Annotated in this window: 19 protein-coding genes; 13 read left to right on the top strand and 6 right to left on the bottom strand. The window is 64.5% G+C overall.

The window, feature by feature from the left end:
- Positions 1–244: 244 nt before the first annotated feature.
- The 12 genes from GF399_05445 (at position 245) to GF399_05390 (ending at position 9,635) form a co-directional block, all read left to right on the top strand.
- Entirely contained in the window at positions 245–1,843 is a 1,599-nt protein-coding gene (locus GF399_05445; protein ID MBD3399759.1) for an oligosaccharide flippase family protein, read from the top strand.
- Between the two features lie 30 nt (positions 1,844–1,873).
- A complete protein-coding gene (locus GF399_05440; GenBank protein ID MBD3399758.1) occupies positions 1,874–2,392 on the top strand; it encodes a hypothetical protein in 519 nt (172 codons plus the stop codon).
- A gap of 343 nt (positions 2,393–2,735) precedes the next feature.
- Positions 2,736–3,263, top strand: coding sequence for a hypothetical protein (locus tag GF399_05435; protein ID MBD3399757.1), 528 nt, complete (start codon positions 2,736–2,738; stop codon positions 3,261–3,263).
- Positions 3,264–4,040: 777 nt separating this feature from the next.
- A complete protein-coding gene (locus GF399_05430; GenBank protein MBD3399756.1) occupies positions 4,041–4,616 on the top strand; it encodes a hypothetical protein in 576 nt (191 codons plus the stop codon).
- 56 nt (positions 4,617–4,672) lie between these two features.
- Positions 4,673–4,828, top strand: a complete 156-nt coding sequence (locus GF399_05425; GenBank protein ID MBD3399755.1) for a hypothetical protein — start codon at positions 4,673–4,675, stop codon at positions 4,826–4,828.
- Between the two features lie 195 nt (positions 4,829–5,023).
- Positions 5,024–5,596, top strand: a complete 573-nt coding sequence (locus GF399_05420) for a hypothetical protein (protein MBD3399754.1) — start codon at positions 5,024–5,026, stop codon at positions 5,594–5,596.
- A gap of 251 nt (positions 5,597–5,847) precedes the next feature.
- A complete protein-coding gene (locus tag GF399_05415; protein ID MBD3399753.1) occupies positions 5,848–5,988 on the top strand; it encodes a hypothetical protein in 141 nt (46 codons plus the stop codon).
- 48 nt (positions 5,989–6,036) lie between these two features.
- Complete coding sequence (locus GF399_05410; GenBank protein ID MBD3399752.1) at positions 6,037–6,291, top strand: hypothetical protein; 255 nt, start codon at positions 6,037–6,039, stop codon at positions 6,289–6,291.
- A 288-nt stretch (positions 6,292–6,579) separates the two neighbouring features.
- A complete protein-coding gene (locus GF399_05405; GenBank protein ID MBD3399751.1) occupies positions 6,580–7,158 on the top strand; it encodes a hypothetical protein in 579 nt (192 codons plus the stop codon).
- 56 nt (positions 7,159–7,214) lie between these two features.
- Positions 7,215–8,072, top strand: coding sequence for a DUF89 family protein (locus GF399_05400; protein MBD3399750.1), 858 nt, complete (start codon positions 7,215–7,217; stop codon positions 8,070–8,072).
- Positions 8,072–8,968, top strand: a complete 897-nt coding sequence (locus GF399_05395; protein MBD3399749.1) for a glycosyltransferase — start codon at positions 8,072–8,074, stop codon at positions 8,966–8,968. The genes GF399_05400 and GF399_05395 overlap by 1 nt, the downstream gene beginning before the upstream one ends.
- Positions 8,969–9,422: 454 nt before the next feature.
- Positions 9,423–9,635, top strand: a complete 213-nt coding sequence (locus GF399_05390; GenBank protein ID MBD3399748.1) for a hypothetical protein — start codon at positions 9,423–9,425, stop codon at positions 9,633–9,635.
- Positions 9,636–9,919: 284 nt separating this feature from the next.
- Here the strand turns inward: GF399_05390 and GF399_05385 are convergent, their stop codons facing one another.
- The 5 genes from GF399_05385 to GF399_05365 all read right to left on the bottom strand — a co-directional run bounded on the left by GF399_05385 (position 9,920) and on the right by GF399_05365 (position 15,932).
- Positions 9,920–10,483 carry a hypothetical protein gene (locus tag GF399_05385; GenBank protein MBD3399747.1) on the bottom strand — a complete coding sequence of 188 codons (564 nt, stop codon included), beginning with the start codon at positions 10,481–10,483 and terminating at the stop codon, positions 9,920–9,922.
- Between the two features lie 147 nt (positions 10,484–10,630).
- Complete coding sequence (locus GF399_05380) at positions 10,631–11,851, bottom strand: serine hydrolase (protein MBD3399746.1); 1,221 nt, start codon at positions 11,849–11,851, stop codon at positions 10,631–10,633.
- A gap of 769 nt (positions 11,852–12,620) precedes the next feature.
- On the bottom strand, positions 12,621–14,132 hold the full coding sequence (locus GF399_05375) for a tetratricopeptide repeat protein (protein ID MBD3399745.1): 1,512 nt from the start codon (positions 14,130–14,132) through the stop codon (positions 12,621–12,623).
- Positions 14,021–14,974, bottom strand: a complete 954-nt coding sequence (locus tag GF399_05370; GenBank protein MBD3399744.1) for a hypothetical protein — start codon at positions 14,972–14,974, stop codon at positions 14,021–14,023. Before GF399_05370 ends, GF399_05375 begins: the two co-directional genes overlap by 112 nt.
- A 190-nt stretch (positions 14,975–15,164) precedes the next feature.
- On the bottom strand, positions 15,165–15,932 hold the full coding sequence (locus GF399_05365; GenBank protein MBD3399743.1) for a TIGR00159 family protein: 768 nt from the start codon (positions 15,930–15,932) through the stop codon (positions 15,165–15,167).
- 625 nt (positions 15,933–16,557) lie between these two features.
- Between GF399_05365 and GF399_05360 the strand changes: the two genes are divergently transcribed.
- The gene (locus GF399_05360; protein ID MBD3399742.1) at positions 16,558–17,613 is read left to right on the top strand and encodes a hypothetical protein; all 1,056 of its coding nucleotides are present in this window, start codon (positions 16,558–16,560) and stop codon (positions 17,611–17,613) included.
- 309 nt (positions 17,614–17,922) lie between these two features.
- Here GF399_05360 and GF399_05355 read toward each other — a convergent pair.
- The coding region (locus tag GF399_05355; GenBank protein MBD3399741.1) for a T9SS type A sorting domain-containing protein at positions 17,923–18,301 on the bottom strand (379 nt) is incomplete at its 5' end.

The following is an 18,301-nucleotide window of genomic DNA, read 5'->3' as shown; positions in this document are numbered from 1 at the left end:
GAAAGCAAACGGTTCACCTCCGCAAAAACCGTGCCAGTTCAGCGGCGGATTGCGCTCGATCCGGTAATGGCCGGTGACGGGAGCGGTGGCTGTAGTTTCAGCGGGATTTAGCCGGAGCTTTTTCGTGGATAGGTGGCTGCGTGTGCCACGAGCTTTACCCGCGACGGAACCGCCGCCTTTATGCTAATCTTAGCGCCGTGGTTCCTTCTACTCCTCCACCAGGGATGGTCTCGGGGAGCGGTCCTTGATCGAACATCTGAAAAAGACCCTCAAGCATACCGTGCTCTACGGCCTGGGCGGCGTGATCGCCAAGGCCGTGGGATTTCTGCTGATTCCCGTCTACACCCGCCATCTGACCCCGAGTGACTTCGGCGTCGTGGCCCTGGTGATGGTCTACTTCGCCATCCTGGAGATCCTGATGCGCTTCGGGGTCAACTCGGCCCTCTTCCGGGTTTACTTCAACGAACCCGATGAGGACGCCCGGCGCCGGTTGGTCCACACCTGCTTCCTGTTCCAGTTCCTGGCCTCGGGTGTCCTGTTTCTGGTTCTCTTCCCCCTGTCGGGCAATCTCTCGCGCCTGTTCTTCGGCAACGCCGAGTACACGATTTTCTTCCAGTACGCCACGGCGGGCCAGGCCCTGATCCTGATCCGCACTGTTCCCCGCTCGGTGATGCGGGCCAAGGAACGGCCCGTTGTCTTCACCCTGCTCAATATGGGGTACTTCCTGCTGTTCATGGGCTTCAACATCCTCTTCATCGTGGTGTTGAAGGAAGGGCCCCTGGGGGTCATCAAGGCCCGCTTCTGGGGCGGCGTGGTGATGGCGCCGCTGATGCTCTTCATCTACGCTCGCAACATGACGCCGCGCTTCCGCAAGGATTACCTCAAGGAGGTCATGCGCTTCGGCCTGCCCCTGGTGCCCGAGGGGCTGGCCGGTTGGATCCTCTCCCTGGCCGACAGGTACATCCTGCGCCTGCTGGCCCCGGTGACCCGTTACGTCCTCGTCAATCCGAAGACCCTGGGCGAGTTGGCCGCCAAGGGCGGGATCGCCGTGGCCGGCGCCCTGGGAACGCTCCACGCCGTCGGTGTGTACGACCTGGCCAATAAGTTCTCCCTGATCATCAAGATGGGCCTGGTGTCGCCCTTCATCATCGCTTGGGGCCCGCTGATGTTCGCCGTGCACAAGAAACCCGAGGCCAAGCAGGTCTATCGCGCCGTCCTGACCCTGTTCTCCCTGGTCGGAGTCGGCCTGGCCTTCGCCCTGGGGGTCATGGCCCCCGAGGTCTGCAAGGTGATGGCCACCTGGCCCTTCTACGAGGCCTGGCCCGCCGTCTTCATCCTCAGCCTGGCCCATGTTTGTTACGGCATCTATCTGGTATTCACCGTCGGCACCTCCGTGGTCGGCAAGACCAAGTACCAGGCCTACTCCGCCGCCATCGGCGCCGGGCTGAACATCATCCTCAATCTGTTGCTGATCCCGCGCTGGGGGATGATGGGCGCCTCGGTGGCCACCCTGCTCAGCTACGCCTCGATGGCCGTCATCCATTACAACTTCGCCCAACGGCTCTACCGGATCGATTACAACCTGCGCTTCGTCCTGCGCATCGTGTTGATCGCCGTGGTGCTCTGGCTGGCCTCGACTTTCCTGCCCTTCGGCTGGATCGGTTTCCCCCTGCGTTTGGGGATCATCGGCCTGTTCGTGCTGGCCCTCAAGCTGACCGGCTCCTTCAAAGTCCCCGACATCAAGCTGGTCATCGACGAGATCAAGGCCCGTTTTCTGGGCGACAAGCACACTGATCAGGACAAAGATCGAGCCGACGATGACAATCTCTCCGTCACGGACTAGACGCCCCGCCCTTCTTCCATGGTCAAGTCCATGGTCAAGCCCGTTCAGCTTGCGGCCCTGCTCCTTGGCGGCCTGGTTTGCTGCTGCGCCGCCGCGGCGCCCGACTTCCTCCGCCCGGTCAACTACGACATCTGGTTCTCCCTCGATGCCGGCTGGAGTGTCGTCGCCGAACTCGAGCTGGCCGAGGTCGATCTCGGAACGACGCTGAATTGGCTCTATCGACCCTGGGGGGTTCACGTCGGCTGGGGCTACCGCGGCGGGCTCGACGATCACCTGCGTTGCCTCTACGCCCGGGCCGGCTGGAGTCCGCTCCTCGACGACTGGCGGATCATCGGCGGCGGCTACATCGGCGAGACCTGGTTCCGCGCCGACCCCGGCGACGGCGTTCGCGAGGATCTCCTCGAGCTGGGCGGTTACCTGGAACTCGTCGTCCCCCTCTGGAAGGGATTGCGCCTGCGTGCACGTTTGTGCGGCGGGGCGCTGCGCTCCAGTGTTAGAGACTGGGCGGCGGTCTGGCGTCTGGACGGCGGGGTGTGCTTCTTTCTCTAGACCGTCGGCGACGCCTGTCCCGCGGGAGCTTGGAAAACCGACCGTTACCGTCCGTTACCCCTTTGACACCCGCGCCGCCGCAACTGGCACGGTTTTTGCATCTCGGCGACCGTTGAGGACCATGATAACGGTTCGCCTCCGCAAAAACCGTGCCAGTTGCGGCTGTCGGCCTGGGGCCTGACGGCGGAGCGCGGGCGGTCGGTTTTCCAAGCTCCCGCTGCGGGGTCAATTGCGTCATGGCGGTGGCGGTTGGAGCTGGGCTCCCGGCCGTCGTTCCGGCTATACTTGGGTAGTAATCGTTGTCCTTTTCGTCTTCGACCGCAGCCGTAGCGAGGTGCAAGCCATGCGAGCTTGTCTCCGGGTGATTGTTATCGTGCTGGTCCTGGCGACGTCGGCGTCGGCGGCGGTCTACGTCGGCGCCTACGGCGGCTGGACGATGGATTACTACAACGTCTCGGCCTTCGAGGGCGAGCTGGCCGCCAATCTGCTTTGGGAGGAGGTGGGTTTGCTGGTCGGCGGAGGCTACAGTCGGCTTGAGGGCTACTACCATCCGGAGTACGACGAGGGTTTTGATTCGTTTTCGATCGCGGGTGATACGCTTTTTGCCTCTTTGGGTTACGCTTATCGTTGGGAGTATTTCACCACCCTGGGCGCGGTGCATTTCGGTGGGTACTGGGTAGCGCCGGAGGCTGCCGGGGCGGCGATCCTGGCGGCGGCGGATTATACGACGGTGGCTTTCAGCGCCGAGACCCTGTTCAGCTTCGGCGGTCCGTTGAGCTTCAGCCTGCGGGTGACCAACAGCTATTACATCGGCGAGCCCTGGCATGCGGCCCATTTCTCGCTCAAGGGCGGTCTGGTGTTCGAGTTTTAGGTTGATGCGGTGTTAAGGTGCGTTGATGCGGTGGTTGTCCGCAGTTGCGGGCGAGTTCGTTGATTGCCGACGATAGTTGGGTTGCCGCTATGTCGGCTGTTCTGGCTCATTCAGCGGATGTGCCGCGATCGGGGTCCATCGGGGTCCATCGGGGTCCGTTGAGGAGTGTCGCGGCTGCTGAAGGGTGCATGATCCGGTTACAGGTCAGGGTTGTCGAGATAGACGACGAATCGCGGGTTGCCGACCCGCGGTTTTGCTATTTTCCTGCTGATATTTCCGTTACGGACGTACTGTTTTCGCTGTTGTATGTTATATTTGTTAGTTGGTTCAAGTCCCGGCCGCCGGGTTGCTGCAAGTATGCTAATCACCGACTGGACCGCTTTACCGGTGTTCAGCGCGAGCTTAGTTCAGTCAGGTCGCCATGAACGTCCAGTCGAGGTGTGGTTGCGGTCGATGGCTGCTGATCGCTCTCGGCGGCTTACACACCGTGGCGGTTGTTAACGTTCGGAGGTTCGGGCGGCCGGAACGGTATTGTGCCGTGTAAACCGCCCATGCCCCGTCGGGCGAAGCTGCTTCTCGCCGCGCTGAGCGGAACATGAACTGGTGATGTTTGGGGCTGCCGCTGTTTCGCGATCATGCGGATTGGCTCGTTCTCGGGCGAGGTGTTGTGTGTGGGTTTGGAGAATATTGTAAACGGATCAAACCGGATGTAGGCGGTCCGCCCGGGTCCGCTGTTATTGGCGTCAGAGTCCCGGGTGAAAGAACAGGGGAGGGACGATGAGACGGGTTGTCGTGCTGTTGCTGCTCGTCCTGGTTGCGGTTCAGGCCACAAAGCCGGAGCCGACGGAGGGTGAGGTTTCGCAGAAGACTGGAGCTCCCGCCGGCGGGGAAGAGGATTACCTTTTCTGGGGGGCGTTAAACGGGGTCGCCAGCGTCGATTTCCGGCAGTTCAGCGGATTGCGCTTCGCCGGCTCGGTCAACTGGGGTTTCGGCTGGTTCCACCTGGGCGCCGGTTACGCCTACACCATGGGCTCGGTATCCAATGTCTTAACAATCAGGGAGGTCGATTACGGCAATTTCTTCGCCATGTTCGGTCTGTGTTTCGAGAACCCCGACCACGTAACGACCTGCGGGGTGCACATCGGCCCCGCCAGACTGGAGGAGACGCTGTCCCTCGAGGAGGAAAGCGCTGGTCCGCTGGAGGTCATGCTGGTGGGGATGTACTGTGATTTCGCCCTCGAGCTGTCGGAGAACCTGGCGCTGAGCTTGACGCTGCGGACCGATCACATCCTGAGTGACGCATTCTACTATCACCTGTATGGCGTCGGCGCCGGATTGGACTACTTCTTCTAGCCTGCGCCGTTGCGCTGTGGTAAGCTGCAGGGGCCCTTTCGGCCCCTCGGGCAATTATGCGCACCGACCTCGACCGCTATCCCTGTTTCCTGACCCAGGCCCTGCGCCCCGCCCGCGCCGTCGGCGTCGCTGAGGGCGTCCAGCGGCGCCTGCTGCTGGAGGTCATGTCGCTGTTGGCCGGGCTGGAGGAAGAGGTCCCGCCGCCGGTATGAAAGGGCGGCCATCCTGTTTGGCCCAGGCGGGTTTTAGTTTGCCTGGACAGAGTTAACCCAGCAAGTCAGAATGTGTCGCTGGCTTGTTCAGCGCGGGGTTATCGAGTTTTTGTCGACCGGATCGGTCGCAGGATGATGGAATGCCTGCCGGATGATTGAGCCCCGTAATGGGGCGCTGAGCCGTGGAGGGTAATGATGAGGTGGATGACGCTGATGTTGTTGGTCGTTGTGCTGGTTGGTTTGACGTTGGCCGCGCCGGTCCCCGCAGATAACGCTGACAGCGGAGAAAGCGAGGTTGGTGAAGCAACCGCAGGAGGGGTGGACGCTCCGCCGCCCCCAACATTCTGGTGGTCGTTGGGATCCGCCTGGGCCTTCGATTTCGATCAGATGAGCGGAGTTCGGAGCGCGACCTCGATTAACTTTGGAACGGGCTTGTTCCACCTGGGTTTGGGGTACGCTTTCACGTACGGAAGGTTGAAAAGCTGCGGTCAAATCAACTACAGCGATCCCTTCTGCAAGATCGGGGCGCGCTTCATCACTCCCAACAAGCACTTCATTCTCACCGGCGTCCACGCCGGACTGGTGCAGTTGAGCAGCAATACGTCCCGGTACAAATCACGAACCACCGACTTTAATTTTGGTATTCATTGCCTGTTCCGGTTTAACGTAACGGAGAATACCTATGTTCATCTCGATATCGGTCTGGATTCCTTTCTGTATTCGAGAATGTTCGCCTACATCGGCACGGGCTTCTCGATCCGCCTGTAGCTTACCGGTTGATACATTGGAACCGCACAACCCGGGCAGTCGGCCGCCGCGACGTCCTTGACGGGCGCTGCTGTACCCAGCTGCTCTTGTGACGACAAAGGGTTGACGGGCAAGTGCTGCCGGCGGGCGAGTCCCGCTGTATCAACGGGTCGAGCCTCGTTTCCGGGCCCTGCCGCTGAGCGGGTGGCGCCGTCGCAAGTGCTTCACCAATAGGCCCGCTCGCCCGTGGGCTGTCGGCGGAAATGCGCGGGTTGACAGCCGAACCGTTGCGGCTTGAGGTAACCGCGGCCAGAGCGGTCGAGTATAATCGTATCAATCGCGAGCGCAGCGCCGCCGATCGCGCGGTCGAGCTGGATAAGCTCGAAGGGCGCATCGTGGTGGACGATTGCTAACTCGACGGTCACCGCCAGGGCAAACGTGGTCGGGGGGCCGGCGGCAAGATCCCCGTCTGCGGACTGCTCGAGCGGGGCGGTGAGGTGCGGGTCATCCCGCCGCCCGGTTGCTGCGAGAAGCAGCTAAGGGTGACATCCTGTGAGAATGTCGAGCTGGACTCTATCGTCTGCTCCGCGGGATGGAAGGCCCGTAACTCCCTGCATATCTACAATTTCCGCTACAAGTGCTTCAACAAGAGCAAGACCCCGGTCGACGGCAGGATGCATATCAACGGCCTCAAGAACTTCCGGGGCTACGCCTAACGCCGCCTAAAAAGCCTACCACGGCGGCTTCGAACGCAACTTCAACCTCTTCATCAGCGAGGGGTTGATCTGATTTAACCATCGCGACGACGAAAACGCGCAAAACTACCGCGGGAGCATACTTCACGCTTGTTCATAATTAGGTGATAATCCAATCGATACTTAATGATACACGAGATGAGACATATTAAGGGCTTTAAGCCATTCCCTCGTTACTTTGCTATAGGATACGGCCATTGCTTTATCCAGTGGCAGTGATTCACATTAACATCATCTTGGAGGTACATGATGAAAAGGGTCGTATTGTTTGTCATGCTTTGTTTATGTTGCGCCCCGGCTCAGGAGAACGAAACTGCGGCCGAAGGCGTCGCCGGTGGAAACGTCGCCCCGCCGCCTTCGCAACAGGGCAGCGTCTTCTGGGGGTCACTCAACGGCGCTCTGTCGCTCAACTTCGTTGATTACAGCGGGTTGCGCATCGCCGGCACCCTCAACGCCGGTTTCGGCTGGTTCCACCTGGGCGCCGGTTACGCCTACACACCGGGTTCCGTTTCCGCTGACGGCGTCGACGGCGATCTCGACATCGGCAACGTCTTCGGACGGCTGGGGGTCTGTTTCCACCAGGGCGGCCAGTTGATGGCCGCTGGATTGCACTTCGGTTCCTCGACGCTCAGCGGCAGCCTGTCCATCGACGGAGAGGAGGTCGGCGGTTCGGGTTCGGTCTTCCACATGGGGGTCTATGGCGAGGACAATTTCTTCCTCGCCGAAAACCTGGCGCTCAATGTCTTGCTGCGGACCGACTACCTTTTCGCCGCCGAGGCCTACACCAAGCTCTACGATCTGGGGGCCGGACTGAGCCTGTTCTTCTAGCCTGCGCCGTTGCGCTGTGGTAAGCTAGAGGGGCCCTTTCGGCCCCTCGTGCAATTATGCGCACCTACCTCGACTGCTATCCCTGTTTCCTGACCCAGGCCCTGCGCGCCGCCCGCGCCGTCGGCGCCGCCGAGGGCGTCCAGCGGCGCCTGCTGCTGGAGGTCATGTCGCTGTTGGCCGGGCTGGAGGAAGAGGTCCCGCCGCCGGTCATCGGCCGGGCGGTCCACCGCCGCCTGCGCGAACTGCTCTCCAGCGAGGATCCCTACCGGGAGCTCAAGGCCTCCGCCACCCGGCGGGCCTTGGAGCTGCTGCCCGCTCTGCGGCGCCGGATCGAGCGCACGGGCCGGCCCTTCGCCGCCGCCGTGGCGCTCAGTGCGGCCGCCAATACGATAGACCTGGCCGTCGATGAGGGCTACCGGCAGCAGGAGCTGGAGCAGCGTCTCGAGGCGGCCTTCAACCAGGCCCTGCCCGGCGAGGCCGTCGGCCGTCTCGAACAGGCCGTCGCCGCCGCCGAACGGATCGTCTTCCTGGCCGACAACGCCGGCGAGCTGGTTCTCGACCGGCCCCTGCTGGAGCTGCTGGGGCGGGAGAAGACCACCGTCGTCGTCCGCGGTGGTCCGGCGATCAACGACGCCGTCCGCGCCGACGCCGAGGCCGCCGGGCTGGAGGGTTTCGCCCTCGCCGACACCGGCGACGACGCCCCGGGGGTCATCCCGGCCGACGCCGGTGCTGAGCTGCGGGCGCTGCTGGCCGGGGCCGACCTCGTCATCGCCAAGGGCCAGGGCAACTTCGAGGGCCTCTCCGGTGAGAAGCTGCCCCTCTTCTTCCTGCTCAAGGCCAAGTGCCCGGTCATCGCCCGGCACATCGGCTGCGCCGTGGGCGAGCTGCTGGTCCTCGACCGGCGGTCGGGCTGATGCCCCGGCGGCCCGTCATCGGCGTCTACGGCATGGAGGAGGCCCCGGAGTATCTGGTGGAGCAGTTGCGCGGGCGCGGCCTGGCGGCGCGGGAGCTGACGCGCCTCGATGCGCGCGGCCTGACCGCGGTCGATCTGCTGCACGTCTTCTTCCCGCCGATGGCCTGGAGCGGTTTCCCGCGGGCCAAGGTCCTCGGGCGGCCCACGGTGGCCCACTGGATCGGCTCCGACGTAGAGCTCTGCTACCGCGACGAGCGCCAGCGGCTGCGCTGGCGGCTCAGTCGGGCTTTCATCGACTGCCACCTGGCCGTCCACGCCCCCCTGGTCGACGAGCTGGCCCGCCGTCTGGGCGTCAACGCCCGCCATCAGCCCAACCTCTCCGCCCACCTCTCGACGGACGACCTGCCCTGGCCCGCCGAGCTCAGCGTCCTGTGCTACGTCCCCCCCGGCGACGGCGAGCTCTATGGTGTGCCCCGGCTGCGCCGCCTGGCCCGGCGGCTGCCCGCGGTGCGCTTCCTGGTCTGCGGCGATCCCGAGACGCCATCTGACGCGCCACCCAACTGGGAGCACCACGGCCTGGTGGAGGACATGCGGCCGCTCTACGCCCGCTGCCGGGTGTTGGTCCGGCCGACCCGGCGCGACGGTCTGGCGCGGATGGTCCTCGAGGCCCTGGGCTACGCCCGCCGCGTCGTCTGGAGCCAGCCCTTCCCCCACGTGCTGACGGCCCGCGACGACGAGGAGCTGGCCGCCGCCGTGCTGACCGCCCTGGCGAGCGGTCCCAACGCGGCCGGTCGGCGGATGATCCGCCGCCACTTCGATCCCCGCCGCCACGCCCAGCGCCTGCTGGAACTCTACGCCCTGCTGCTGGGCCGTCGGCCCGTCGAGTTGCTGGCCTGACGCTCCCGGCCGCTACCGGGAACGGCACCCGCGAATCCGCCCGAAGCACCACCGGCTGGTTGGGCCGGTTTTTTTTCGGGATCGTCTACCATGTTCGGACCGCTGCGCGTATGTAATGCCCTGTTAACATACGTGATGGGTAGGGCGCACTATAAGTTGGCCGAAGGCAGATGTAAATGCACGATTTGCGGAAAGAAATATACCCATCGTCCAAGATGTACAATGCTATCTCAAGAGAAGCAAAAAGAGATAGCTCGCTTATTTTGGCTGCGCGTTGCGGCGGCCGCCGCGGCCAGGGCGGTCGGCTTATCCGCTAATAAACAGCAGCCACATGGTGCAATCGACTTACAATCGACTTACAATCGACCAAGGGAGCGCCGCGCCGCCCCTCGCCAGGCCGCGCTGGACCCGACCGTCTACACAGTTACGCCGACGGCCGGCAAGCTAATAAAAACTGTCACTCAACGGCTTCCACCACAGGCGCATCAAGCATCAGGAAGAGTTCGCCAACGGAAAGAACCATATCAACGGCCTCGAGAGCTTCCGCGGCGACGCCCAGCGCCGCCTAAAAGCCGCTCACGCTGGCTTCAAACGCGACTTCAGGCGCTTTATCAGAGAAAGGTCGTTCCGCTTCAACCATCGCGACGACGAAAACACGCTAGACTAGCCGCAGGATGCACTGCTCAATTGGTCCGCTCAGGTTTGGTCCGCTCAGGTTACATGACGCCTCTCTTATTGCTCCAGGTATTGCTCCAGGCATCCTCTCAACGGCCCGGCCGAGAGGCCTGAGCCGCTGACTCGGCAACTGATTGGATTCACAGCGGGGGATAAGGTCGTCATCGGCCGGCCTGCCTCCAGGCCGTCGCCTAACCCTGTCGTCGTCGCTTGCGGCGGCTAAGAAAAGGCCCCGCCGGAGCGGGGTTGTCATTCAGCGGCGTCAGCGGGCCGGGGCTAGTCGAAATCGTAGCTGATCAGATGGGCCATCTCGGTGTCCAGGTAGCCCTCGGCGATCCAGCCGATACCGCGGGCGAAGACCATCCAGAGGGAGTTGATCTCGACCTTGTAGCAATGGCGCCAGTCGCCGTCGGGGGTTTCGTAGGTGAAGTCGGCGTCGACCAGCTCGACGATCGGACCGCTGCCGTCGAGGTACAGCGGCCAGCGGCGGCCGACCTCGAGGGGCGGTTTCAGGTAGACGAGGATGTCCGCGCCGTCGTCGGTGGGCGGGGGCCAACGATCGGAGAACAGGACCATCCCGTCCATTTCGGCCCAGCCCAGGCGGTGTTTCGTTCCGCTGAGCAGGAACCATTGGCGCTCCGCGGCGGAAGCCTCGAGCTCGAAGGTGCTTTCGCCGCCCGCGCCGTCGTCGAGGTGGTAGGTCCAGCGATGGCCCAGCTCGAGGGGCCAGAAGTCCTGCCCGCCGTCGTCGGGCGGCCCGGTGGTGGTCTCGCAGCCCGCCGTAACCGACAGCAGCAGGGCGGCCGGCAGGATCAGCGCCGCGGTGCGTAGCAGTTTCACCGTATCTCCATCAGCGTTTTGCAATACAAGTATAGCAGGCCGCTCGCTATTCTACAAGATATTCGTCAAGATTGCTGTTATTTGACGAGGATAACGGCGGGGCGGCGCTGGGCCGGACCCGCCGTGGAGGATATCCCGCCGTCGGTCTTAGTCGACGATGCTGGCGGCGACGACGTTGTGCACCCGGGCCCGGACCTCGTTGAAGGCCCGGGAGCGGCCGTCGGGGTGGACCCGGTTGGTCAGCAGGATGATGACCAGCTCGTGGGCCGGGTCGATCCACAGGCTGGTGCCGGTGAAGCCGGTGTGGCCGTAGGACTCCAGGCTCAGCAGGTCGCCGGCGGTGCAGTACTCGCTGGAATGCAGGTCCCAGCCCAGGCCGCGGCGGACCGTCGAATTGACCTGCAGGTGCTGGGCCGTCATCGTCTCCACGGTCACCGGCGACAGCAGGCGTGTTTCGCCGTAGACGCCGCCGGAAAGCATCATCTGGGCGAAGACGGCCAGGTCGTCGGCCGTGGAGAACAAACCGGCGTGACCCGCGATGCCGCCCATCAGGGCGGCGTTCTCGTCATGGACCCGACCGACGAGCATGGTGCCTTCGGGGACCTCCGGCCGCTCGGCGGATTCCGTGGTGGCGGCGGCGGTGGCGGCCAGTTCCGGCGCCGGGTTGAAGCCCGTCCGTCGCATCCCCAGGGGGGCGAAGATCTCTGCGCTGCAGAACTCGTCCAGGGTCCGGCCGTCGATGCGGCGGATGAGCTCGCCGAGGATGATCATGTTCAGGTCGCTGTAGAGGTAGCGTACACCGGGGGCGTACTTGGGCTCGATGGCGCAGATCTCGTCGACGACGCTGTCGGAGTCCGTGGCCGTCTTGCTGAAGTCGCGCCAGGCCGGCAGACCGCTCTGGTGGGTCAGCAGCTGGCGGATGGTGATGTCGGCCTTGCCTTTCTCGGCGAAGGCCGGCAGGTAGTAGGAGACGGGCTGGTCGAGGCGGAACTCGCCGCGCTCCACCAGCATCATCACCGCCGTCGAGGTGGCCACGACCTTGGTCAGGCTGGCCAGGTCGAACAGGGTGTCCGGCGCCATCGGCCGGCGCTCCGGCTCCAGCTCGGCCCAGCCGTAGGCCGCGCGCTTGACGATCGCCCCGCGCCGGGCCACCAGTAGCACGGCTCCGGGCATCCGCCCGGCGTCGATCAGCTCCTCGATCAGGCCGTCGACGCGATCCAGCCGTTCGGGGTCCATCCCGACGTCGGCCGGTTTGGCTGTGGTCAGCAGGGGTCCGGGATCCTCGGCCCCCAGAACGCCGAGGAGGGTGACGGTCAGGGCGACGACGGGCAGCAGGTAGGCCAGGGGATTCTTCTTGCGCGGGCTCATCTCGTCCTTCGGGGCGGTGGGGGGTTGTGGTCTGTGGCGGCGGGCCGCGATGGGGCGCGGCGCGACCCGGTCGTCGGCTCGCGGAGCGGGCGTCTCCTTAGGGGATGCCGAGGTCGAACAGCAGGGCGGCGAGGTCCGTTGGGAGGGAGTAAACACCGACGGCCGGCGGCGGCCGGAGGCTCGAGGGTCGTAACCGTGACTAAACGATAACGCGCACTGTCTTCCCGAACTGCACTCGCGAAAATCTCCGGCTATACCGCGTATTGGTAGTTTGAAGCGCTAGACATCTCAACCGAGCCACAGATTAGTCGCCGACGACCAACCCTGGCGCAGAGAGCGTGGGCCTTCACGGACCTCGAATAGTAGTTGTTTGATCGGTTGAGGTTCAGTAACGTTTGTTTCTTCACAAACGTTACTCTGGATGCAAATGAACCCGTTTAGTGAAACGGTTTCGTAACGCGAACGCTGATAAAGGCTTGTGGAAGCGGTAACGGTAACCCCCGGGGGCGTTCATCTGCCAGGAGGGCCGGTTAAGGCGGGTTTGCCGCCCACCTTCACGCGCGACAAGCAGCAGTGGTACTCGGCGCGATCGATGAGCGCGTGGCCCGCCCACCTTCACGCGCGACAAGCTGCAACCGCTGAGTCGAAGGGGCGCGTTGGCTCCTGCTTCGGCGCAACCATCTTCCCTGCGGTTCAGGCGGGAGCGGGCTGCGTGACGATTATCCGGCCGGCGTCTGCGGTGGCTTGACTACGGGGGTCTATTAGTCTCCTACTCCCGCTTCTCCTCGAACAGCAGAATCAGGCGGATCTCCCCGGTCTGGGCGCCTGAGCTCAGCCGACGGCTGACGGAGTTGAACAGGCCGGTGTCGTAGAGCTCGCGGATGGCGGCGAAGACCTCGTTGGTGTCGTAGGGCGCGCCGACGAAGATCCCGTGGTCGGCGAGGATCGGCTCGACGACATCGGTCGGCGTGTCGACCAGGCCCTGGAGCTCGATGGCCGTGATCACCGAGGCGCCGCCGGTGACGACTTCGAGCTCGATGGAGACGGCGCGGCCGTCGAACTGCTCCCGGGTGCGCACGTTGACGTCGACGCCGCCGATGGGCCGGCCGCTGAAGTACTCGCGGATGCGATCCTCCCCGGCGGTGACGGCGGTTTCGGAGTAGGAGTCGCCGGCCTTGACACCGAAGGCCTCGAGGATGGGCTCACGCTCGTCGGTGGCGTTGCCGTCGAGGGTCACCTGGCTGACCACGGGCAGCGGCGGCGGCGGCTCGTTCATCTTGCGCTGGACGTAGTCGTAGAGCAGTTGGGCGCGCTCGCTGCCCGGGCGCAGCTCGAGGGCCGTCTCGAGGTGCTCCTCGGCCTCGTCGTAGACGCCGATGATGGCGTAGATGTTGCCCAGGTTCTGGTGGGCGACGAAGTCGTCCTCGTCGTACTCGAGAACGAAGCGGTAGTGTTCGTAGGCGTCGCCGTAGTCGCGGCGCTGGGCCAGCAGGTCGGCCAGGTTGGCGTGGGCCTCGAAGTTCTGCGGGTCCAGGGCCAGCACGTAGCTGAACTGCTCGATCGCGGCGTCGTAGTTGCCCTCGCTCATCAGGATGTAGCCGAGGTTGAGCCGGGCGAAGACGTAGTCGGGCTTGAGCTCGAGGGCCAGGCGCAGCTTGGACTGGGCCTGGTTGTACTTTTCCTGCTTAAGGTAGACGTGGCCCAGGTTGGCCAGGGCGATGGCCGAGGTGGGGTTGAGGCTGACGGCGCGCTCGAGCTTGGTGACGGCCTGCTCGTAGGCGCCGCGGATGCTCAACAGGGTGCCCAGGGCGGTCAGGGCCTCCGGGTAGTCGGGTTTCTCCTCGAGGGCGGCCTCGTAGAAGTCGGCGGCCTGCTCGAGGTTGTCCCGGCTCTCGTCGATCAGGCCGAGGTAGAAGTAGGCCTCGGCGGCCGAGGGGGGCGGCTCACCCTCGGGGGCCTCGTAGAGGTAGTCGACGAGCAGGGCCTCGGCTTCTTCGAGACGGCCCTCGCGGTAGGCGCTGATGGCCGGACGCAGGGCCTCGTCCACCGGCTCGGTCTCCAGGGCCGCGGCGCACAGGACGGCGAGGAGCAGGACTGGGATAATGCGGCGCGTCACGGCGACCTCCCGGGGTCGGGTTGGCTTGGGGATGGAACCGGCGCGGGGCGGGGTTAGTCTGCGCCGCTCAGGCGCAGGGTCACCCGGGGCGGGTTGAGGCTCTTGATGTAGACCTCGGGCGGCAGGAGCAGCCGGACCGGAACCTCGTACTCGCCGGAGAGCCACAGCGGCGGTACGACGACGGCGCGCAGCGGCTCGTCGAGTTCCGCCTCGGCGGCCAGGGAGAGGACGGCCTCGACGGAGTCGGGTTCGAGTTCGGCGCTCAGGCCCGCGGGCAGGCCCTCGACCTCGAGGGGCAGGCTGCGGTCGACGACCTGTTCGGGAACGAGTTCGAGGTTGACGACGACGAGGCGGCCGTCGACGAGTTCGATCCCCGGCGAGGTGGGCATCAGGGCCACCTGGATGCTGGAGGACTTGCTGACGCCGGCGACGCTGACCGGAGCGGTCTCGATGTAGTCGATACCCTCGAGGGCCGAGGCGGGACCGCGCAGCCGGACCCAGGCCGGCTGGCTGGCGGCGTCGGCCAGCAGAGTGCCCTCGGGCGGGTGGCCGATGATCCGCGGACGGACCTTGACCAGACTGACCTTCTCGGCGTCCAGGGCTATCCGCAGCTGGTCCTGGCTGACCAGACTGACGACCTTGAAGCCGTAGTCCGGTGGGGTGGTGATGTCGCTGGTAGTCAGACGGTGGATGAAGGTACCGGGACGATGGCCCTGGAGGTCGATCTCGGCGCTGAAATCCTCGTCGCTGACGGCGAGGAGGTCCATCCCGCTGCCCCGGATCTGCACCGGCACGCTGCGCTCGTTGCCCGCGGTAACCACGGTACCCGGCGGGACGTTGACCAGGTTGACGGGAACGTTGAAGACCCGGGTGCGCTCAGCGGTGGCCGTGGAGTACAGCCAGAGGGCACAGGCCACCAGCAGGGCGGCCAGCTTGAGGCCCCAATTGCGCTTGAGGCTCCGCCAGATACCATCTAGATTCAGGCTGTTGCTGCTCTTGGGTGTCATCGGCGGGTGGTTAATCCCCGTGGGTGTGGCAAGGTGTATCGTCGCGACGGGCTGCGATCGGCCGGGACGGATCGCTGGAGCGTTGGGGGCGTGGACGTCCTCTTCGGCTCGATGCGTGGAGTGCTTCCCCTAGACATGGGCTGCTGCAAGAAACGTGCCGGAGGTTGCTGCCGGTCCCGCTTCCTGCGCTCTACTCGTGACCGAAGATCTTGACCAAGTCCGCGCGCAGCCGGTGCAGCTCGTCGAGCTTGTACTCGGTCAGCCGCCCGTTGCGGGCGATCGAGGCCACCTGGCGCTCCTCGCTGACCACCACGGCGACGGCGTCGGATTCCTCGCTGATGCCCAGGGCGGCCCGGTGGCGGGCGCCGTAGGTGCGTGACAGTCCCGGGGGATCGGCCAGGGGCAGCATGGTGCCCGAGGCGGCGATCAGCCCGTTCTGAATGATGGTCGCGCCGTCGTGGAGGGGGGAGCGATCGGTGAAGATGGTCACCAGCAGCTCCGAGGTCAGCTTGGCCCCGAGCTTGACCCCGCGGTCGACGTAGTAGCGCAGGCCGTCGGAGTATTCGAAGACGACCAGGGCGCCGATCTTGCGCTCGATGCACTCCCGGACGGCGTCGACGACCTCGTCGATGTAGTTGGTCTCGGTGCCGATGAAGAAACGGATGAAGCGGTTCTGGCCGAAGTGGGCCAGTACCTGGCGCAGCTCGGGCTGGAAAAGGATGATGAAGGTGATGATCCAGACGGTGCGGAAGTTGCCGAAGAGGAAACTCAGGGCGCGCAGACCGAGAAGCTCGGCGAAGATGGCTGCCAGAACGATCAACAGCAGCCCCAGCAGCATCTGCACCGCCCGAGTGCCCTTGATCATCACCAACAGCTCGTAGACGATAAAGGCTACGATCAGGATGTCGATCAGGTCTTTGATGCCGAACTGGATCTCGAACACCGGTGGGACCTCCAAGGCTCACGCCCGTTCATTATACGCTATCAGCGGCCGCCTGACCAGCTCCCGTGGACCCGAGGCGGCAGATTGATCAGATATTGGCAACCGTCTCGTCAACAGTATTCGCCGAAGCTGGTGTTGATTTCTTCTCGATGATGCCAAACTAGATTAACCACTTACCGGCAAGTGAGGGCTCACTTAACGACGGACCTGTCCATATCGATAACGCGCTTTTGCGATAGGCAGTCAGCAACGGGCGGGTCATGCGGTGGTGGTGTGCCGCCAGAGCTTGGATGCCGTCAACGTCGCGCTACCGGTTCCGGCGACCCGGGTCTGCCTAACCCACCGCCTGACCCAGTTAACCTCACCAGGGTTTGCCTGTTCCGCTACCGGGCGATATTGACTCGTTTAGGACTGCTCCCCTAACCAAGCGGTAAGGCGGTAGGTAAACCGATGCGCGTGATGTCCTCATCTCCGCCTTCTTTGCGACTTGAACACGCTAACCATTCTCGGCGATACGATCCTGATGCCAAGTTAGTTACAAAGCGGTACCGCCTTCAACGGCTCGATGGACCCCAAACCTGTCGGTCCTTCTTGACCCTCACGGGACGGCGGTTTAGGATTGACCATCGAGGAGGTCGCCATGTCGCGCTGCAACCCCGGCTGGTTCCTGGTCACCTGCAGCCTGCTGCTGATCTGCGGCTGCCAGCATTACTACGCCGACGATACGGTGCGCCACGTCGCCGCCTATAACGCCGTTCCGGAACGAGCCGCCGCGCCCTTTCCCGGCGCCGTGCACGCCGATATCCTGCTCGATCCGACGGCGAACGGCGGCGACTTGAACCTCGCCGTCGGTGGACGCTACGAGAACGACTCCTACGACGGCGTCGGCGGCAGCGCCGGCGGCGATCGCTTCGACGCGACCGCTCTGCGGCTCGCATTTTCCAGTGGGACGGGAGACTGGCGCTGGGGGGTCGGTCTGCGACGCCCCGGCTCCTTCAACTACTCCCTCGGCGGCGGGACGGCGCCCAATCTCCAGACCGCCGGCGACCTCTGGGCCCTGGGCGCCGCCCTGGGCTGGGGCCGCCGGTTGCGCCTCGGCCTGGGGGCCGAGGGCCTCTACGGCTACCTGAGCTATCGAAACAACGCCGCCGACGAGACGGCCGTCGAGCTGGAGCGGGAGCTCCTCGGTTGGCGCTCCCGCCTCGGGCTGCGCTTCACCCACGGCGACTGGAATCTGGGACTGACCGCCGCCACGCCGGCGATGCTGGGTTATGGTCCCGGCCTGCCCTGGGGGTTTGAGCTCTGGACCGCCATCCCCCTGACCGGCTATCGCGATGAGAGCTTTGATCTCGAAATCGCCCTGGGCGGCAGCCTCTACGACGCCGACGCCCGTTTGCGCGGCGAAAACGATCAAAACCTCAGCGGGTTGCTGACCGACGGTCTCCACGGCGCCCTGGCTCTGGCCTGGATCACCGCCGATAACCTCGGCGTACGCATCGGCGGTCGACTCGGCACCTACCCCCTCCTGGGTGAAGATGCCGAGCCGCTGTTGACCCAGAACTACGGTTTGCAGTTGGCCTTCGGCTCGCAGCCACGCTGGAGGCTCAGCGGTGTCTACGGGTTGATCGGCGGCCTCGCGGACGACGCCTACGCCGCCTCCAGGCTCGAACTGCAGCTCGAGCTGGCCTGGGATTGAGCGGCGGCGCCGGTCACCTCGCCCGCGCCCCAGCGTTGAAAAACACGCCGACCGATTTGCCAAGATCCGAGCGGCCCGCTGACACCCCTCCGGAACTGGCACGGTTTTTGCGGAAGCTAACCGTTATCATCTGCTTAACGGTTGCTGAGATGCAAAAACCGTGCCAGTTCCGGAGGGCGGATGGTCGAGGACGTCCGGCGGCGGGTTTTTCAACGCTCCGGCGCTCTGGGTTGCCGGAGATACCGGTGGTAACGGCGATAGCAAACGAGGCCCCGGAGCGGGGCCTCGTTTGGTGGTTGGGTTGCTGTTCTAGCGGACCAGGGCCAGGCGCCGGGTCAGCAGTTGATCAGCGACACGCAGGTGGGCGATGTAGATGCCCGCTGCGGCTTCGCCGTTCCATGTCAGCACATGGCGGCCGGCGGAGAGCTGGCCGTTGTGGACGGTGGCCACGCGGCGACCGGAGAGGTCGTAGACGGCCAGTTCGCAGTCGGTGGTCTCGGGGAGTTCGATCTCGAGATTGACCGCACCGCTGGAGGGGTTGGGGTAAGCTTCGGTCAGTCGGACGGCGGCGCTGCCGGCGGCGTCGAAACTGACGTTCAACGGACCGTAGCGCAGCACCTCGCCGCTGGTTTGGACGAGTTCGAGATAGTAATCGTGGTCGCCGTCGGGGGCGCGATCGAGGTAGGAG

This window comes from Candidatus Coatesbacteria bacterium, from assembly GCA_014728225.1.
Lineage (GTDB): Bacteria > RBG-13-66-14 > RBG-13-66-14 > RBG-13-66-14 > RBG-13-66-14 > WJLX01.
Note: the sequence above shows the minus strand (reverse complement) of the source record. Positions and strands in the feature narration are given on the sequence as shown.

What these genes read in the sequence shown, in the direction of transcription:
- GF399_05440 (MBD3399758.1), top strand. Translation starts at nt 1,874, where the DNA reads ATGGTCAAGCCCGTTCAGCTTGCGGCCCTGCTCCTTGGCGGCCTGGTT.
- GF399_05435 (MBD3399757.1), top strand. Translation starts at nt 2,736, where the DNA reads ATGCGAGCTTGTCTCCGGGTGATTGTTATCGTGCTGGTCCTGGCGACG.
- GF399_05430 (MBD3399756.1), top strand. Translation starts at nt 4,041, where the DNA reads ATGAGACGGGTTGTCGTGCTGTTGCTGCTCGTCCTGGTTGCGGTTCAG.
- GF399_05425 (MBD3399755.1), top strand. Translation starts at nt 4,673, where the DNA reads ATGCGCACCGACCTCGACCGCTATCCCTGTTTCCTGACCCAGGCCCTG.
- GF399_05420 (MBD3399754.1), top strand. Translation starts at nt 5,024, where the DNA reads ATGAGGTGGATGACGCTGATGTTGTTGGTCGTTGTGCTGGTTGGTTTG.
- GF399_05405 (MBD3399751.1), top strand. Translation starts at nt 6,580, where the DNA reads ATGAAAAGGGTCGTATTGTTTGTCATGCTTTGTTTATGTTGCGCCCCG.
- GF399_05400 (MBD3399750.1), top strand. Translation starts at nt 7,215, where the DNA reads ATGCGCACCTACCTCGACTGCTATCCCTGTTTCCTGACCCAGGCCCTG.
- GF399_05395 (MBD3399749.1), top strand. Translation starts at nt 8,072, where the DNA reads ATGCCCCGGCGGCCCGTCATCGGCGTCTACGGCATGGAGGAGGCCCCG.
- GF399_05380 (MBD3399746.1), bottom strand. Translation starts at nt 11,851, where the DNA reads ATGAGCCCGCGCAAGAAGAATCCCCTGGCCTACCTGCTGCCCGTCGTC.
- GF399_05370 (MBD3399744.1), bottom strand. Translation starts at nt 14,974, where the DNA reads ATGACACCCAAGAGCAGCAACAGCCTGAATCTAGATGGTATCTGGCGG.
- GF399_05360 (MBD3399742.1), top strand. Translation starts at nt 16,558, where the DNA reads ATGTCGCGCTGCAACCCCGGCTGGTTCCTGGTCACCTGCAGCCTGCTG.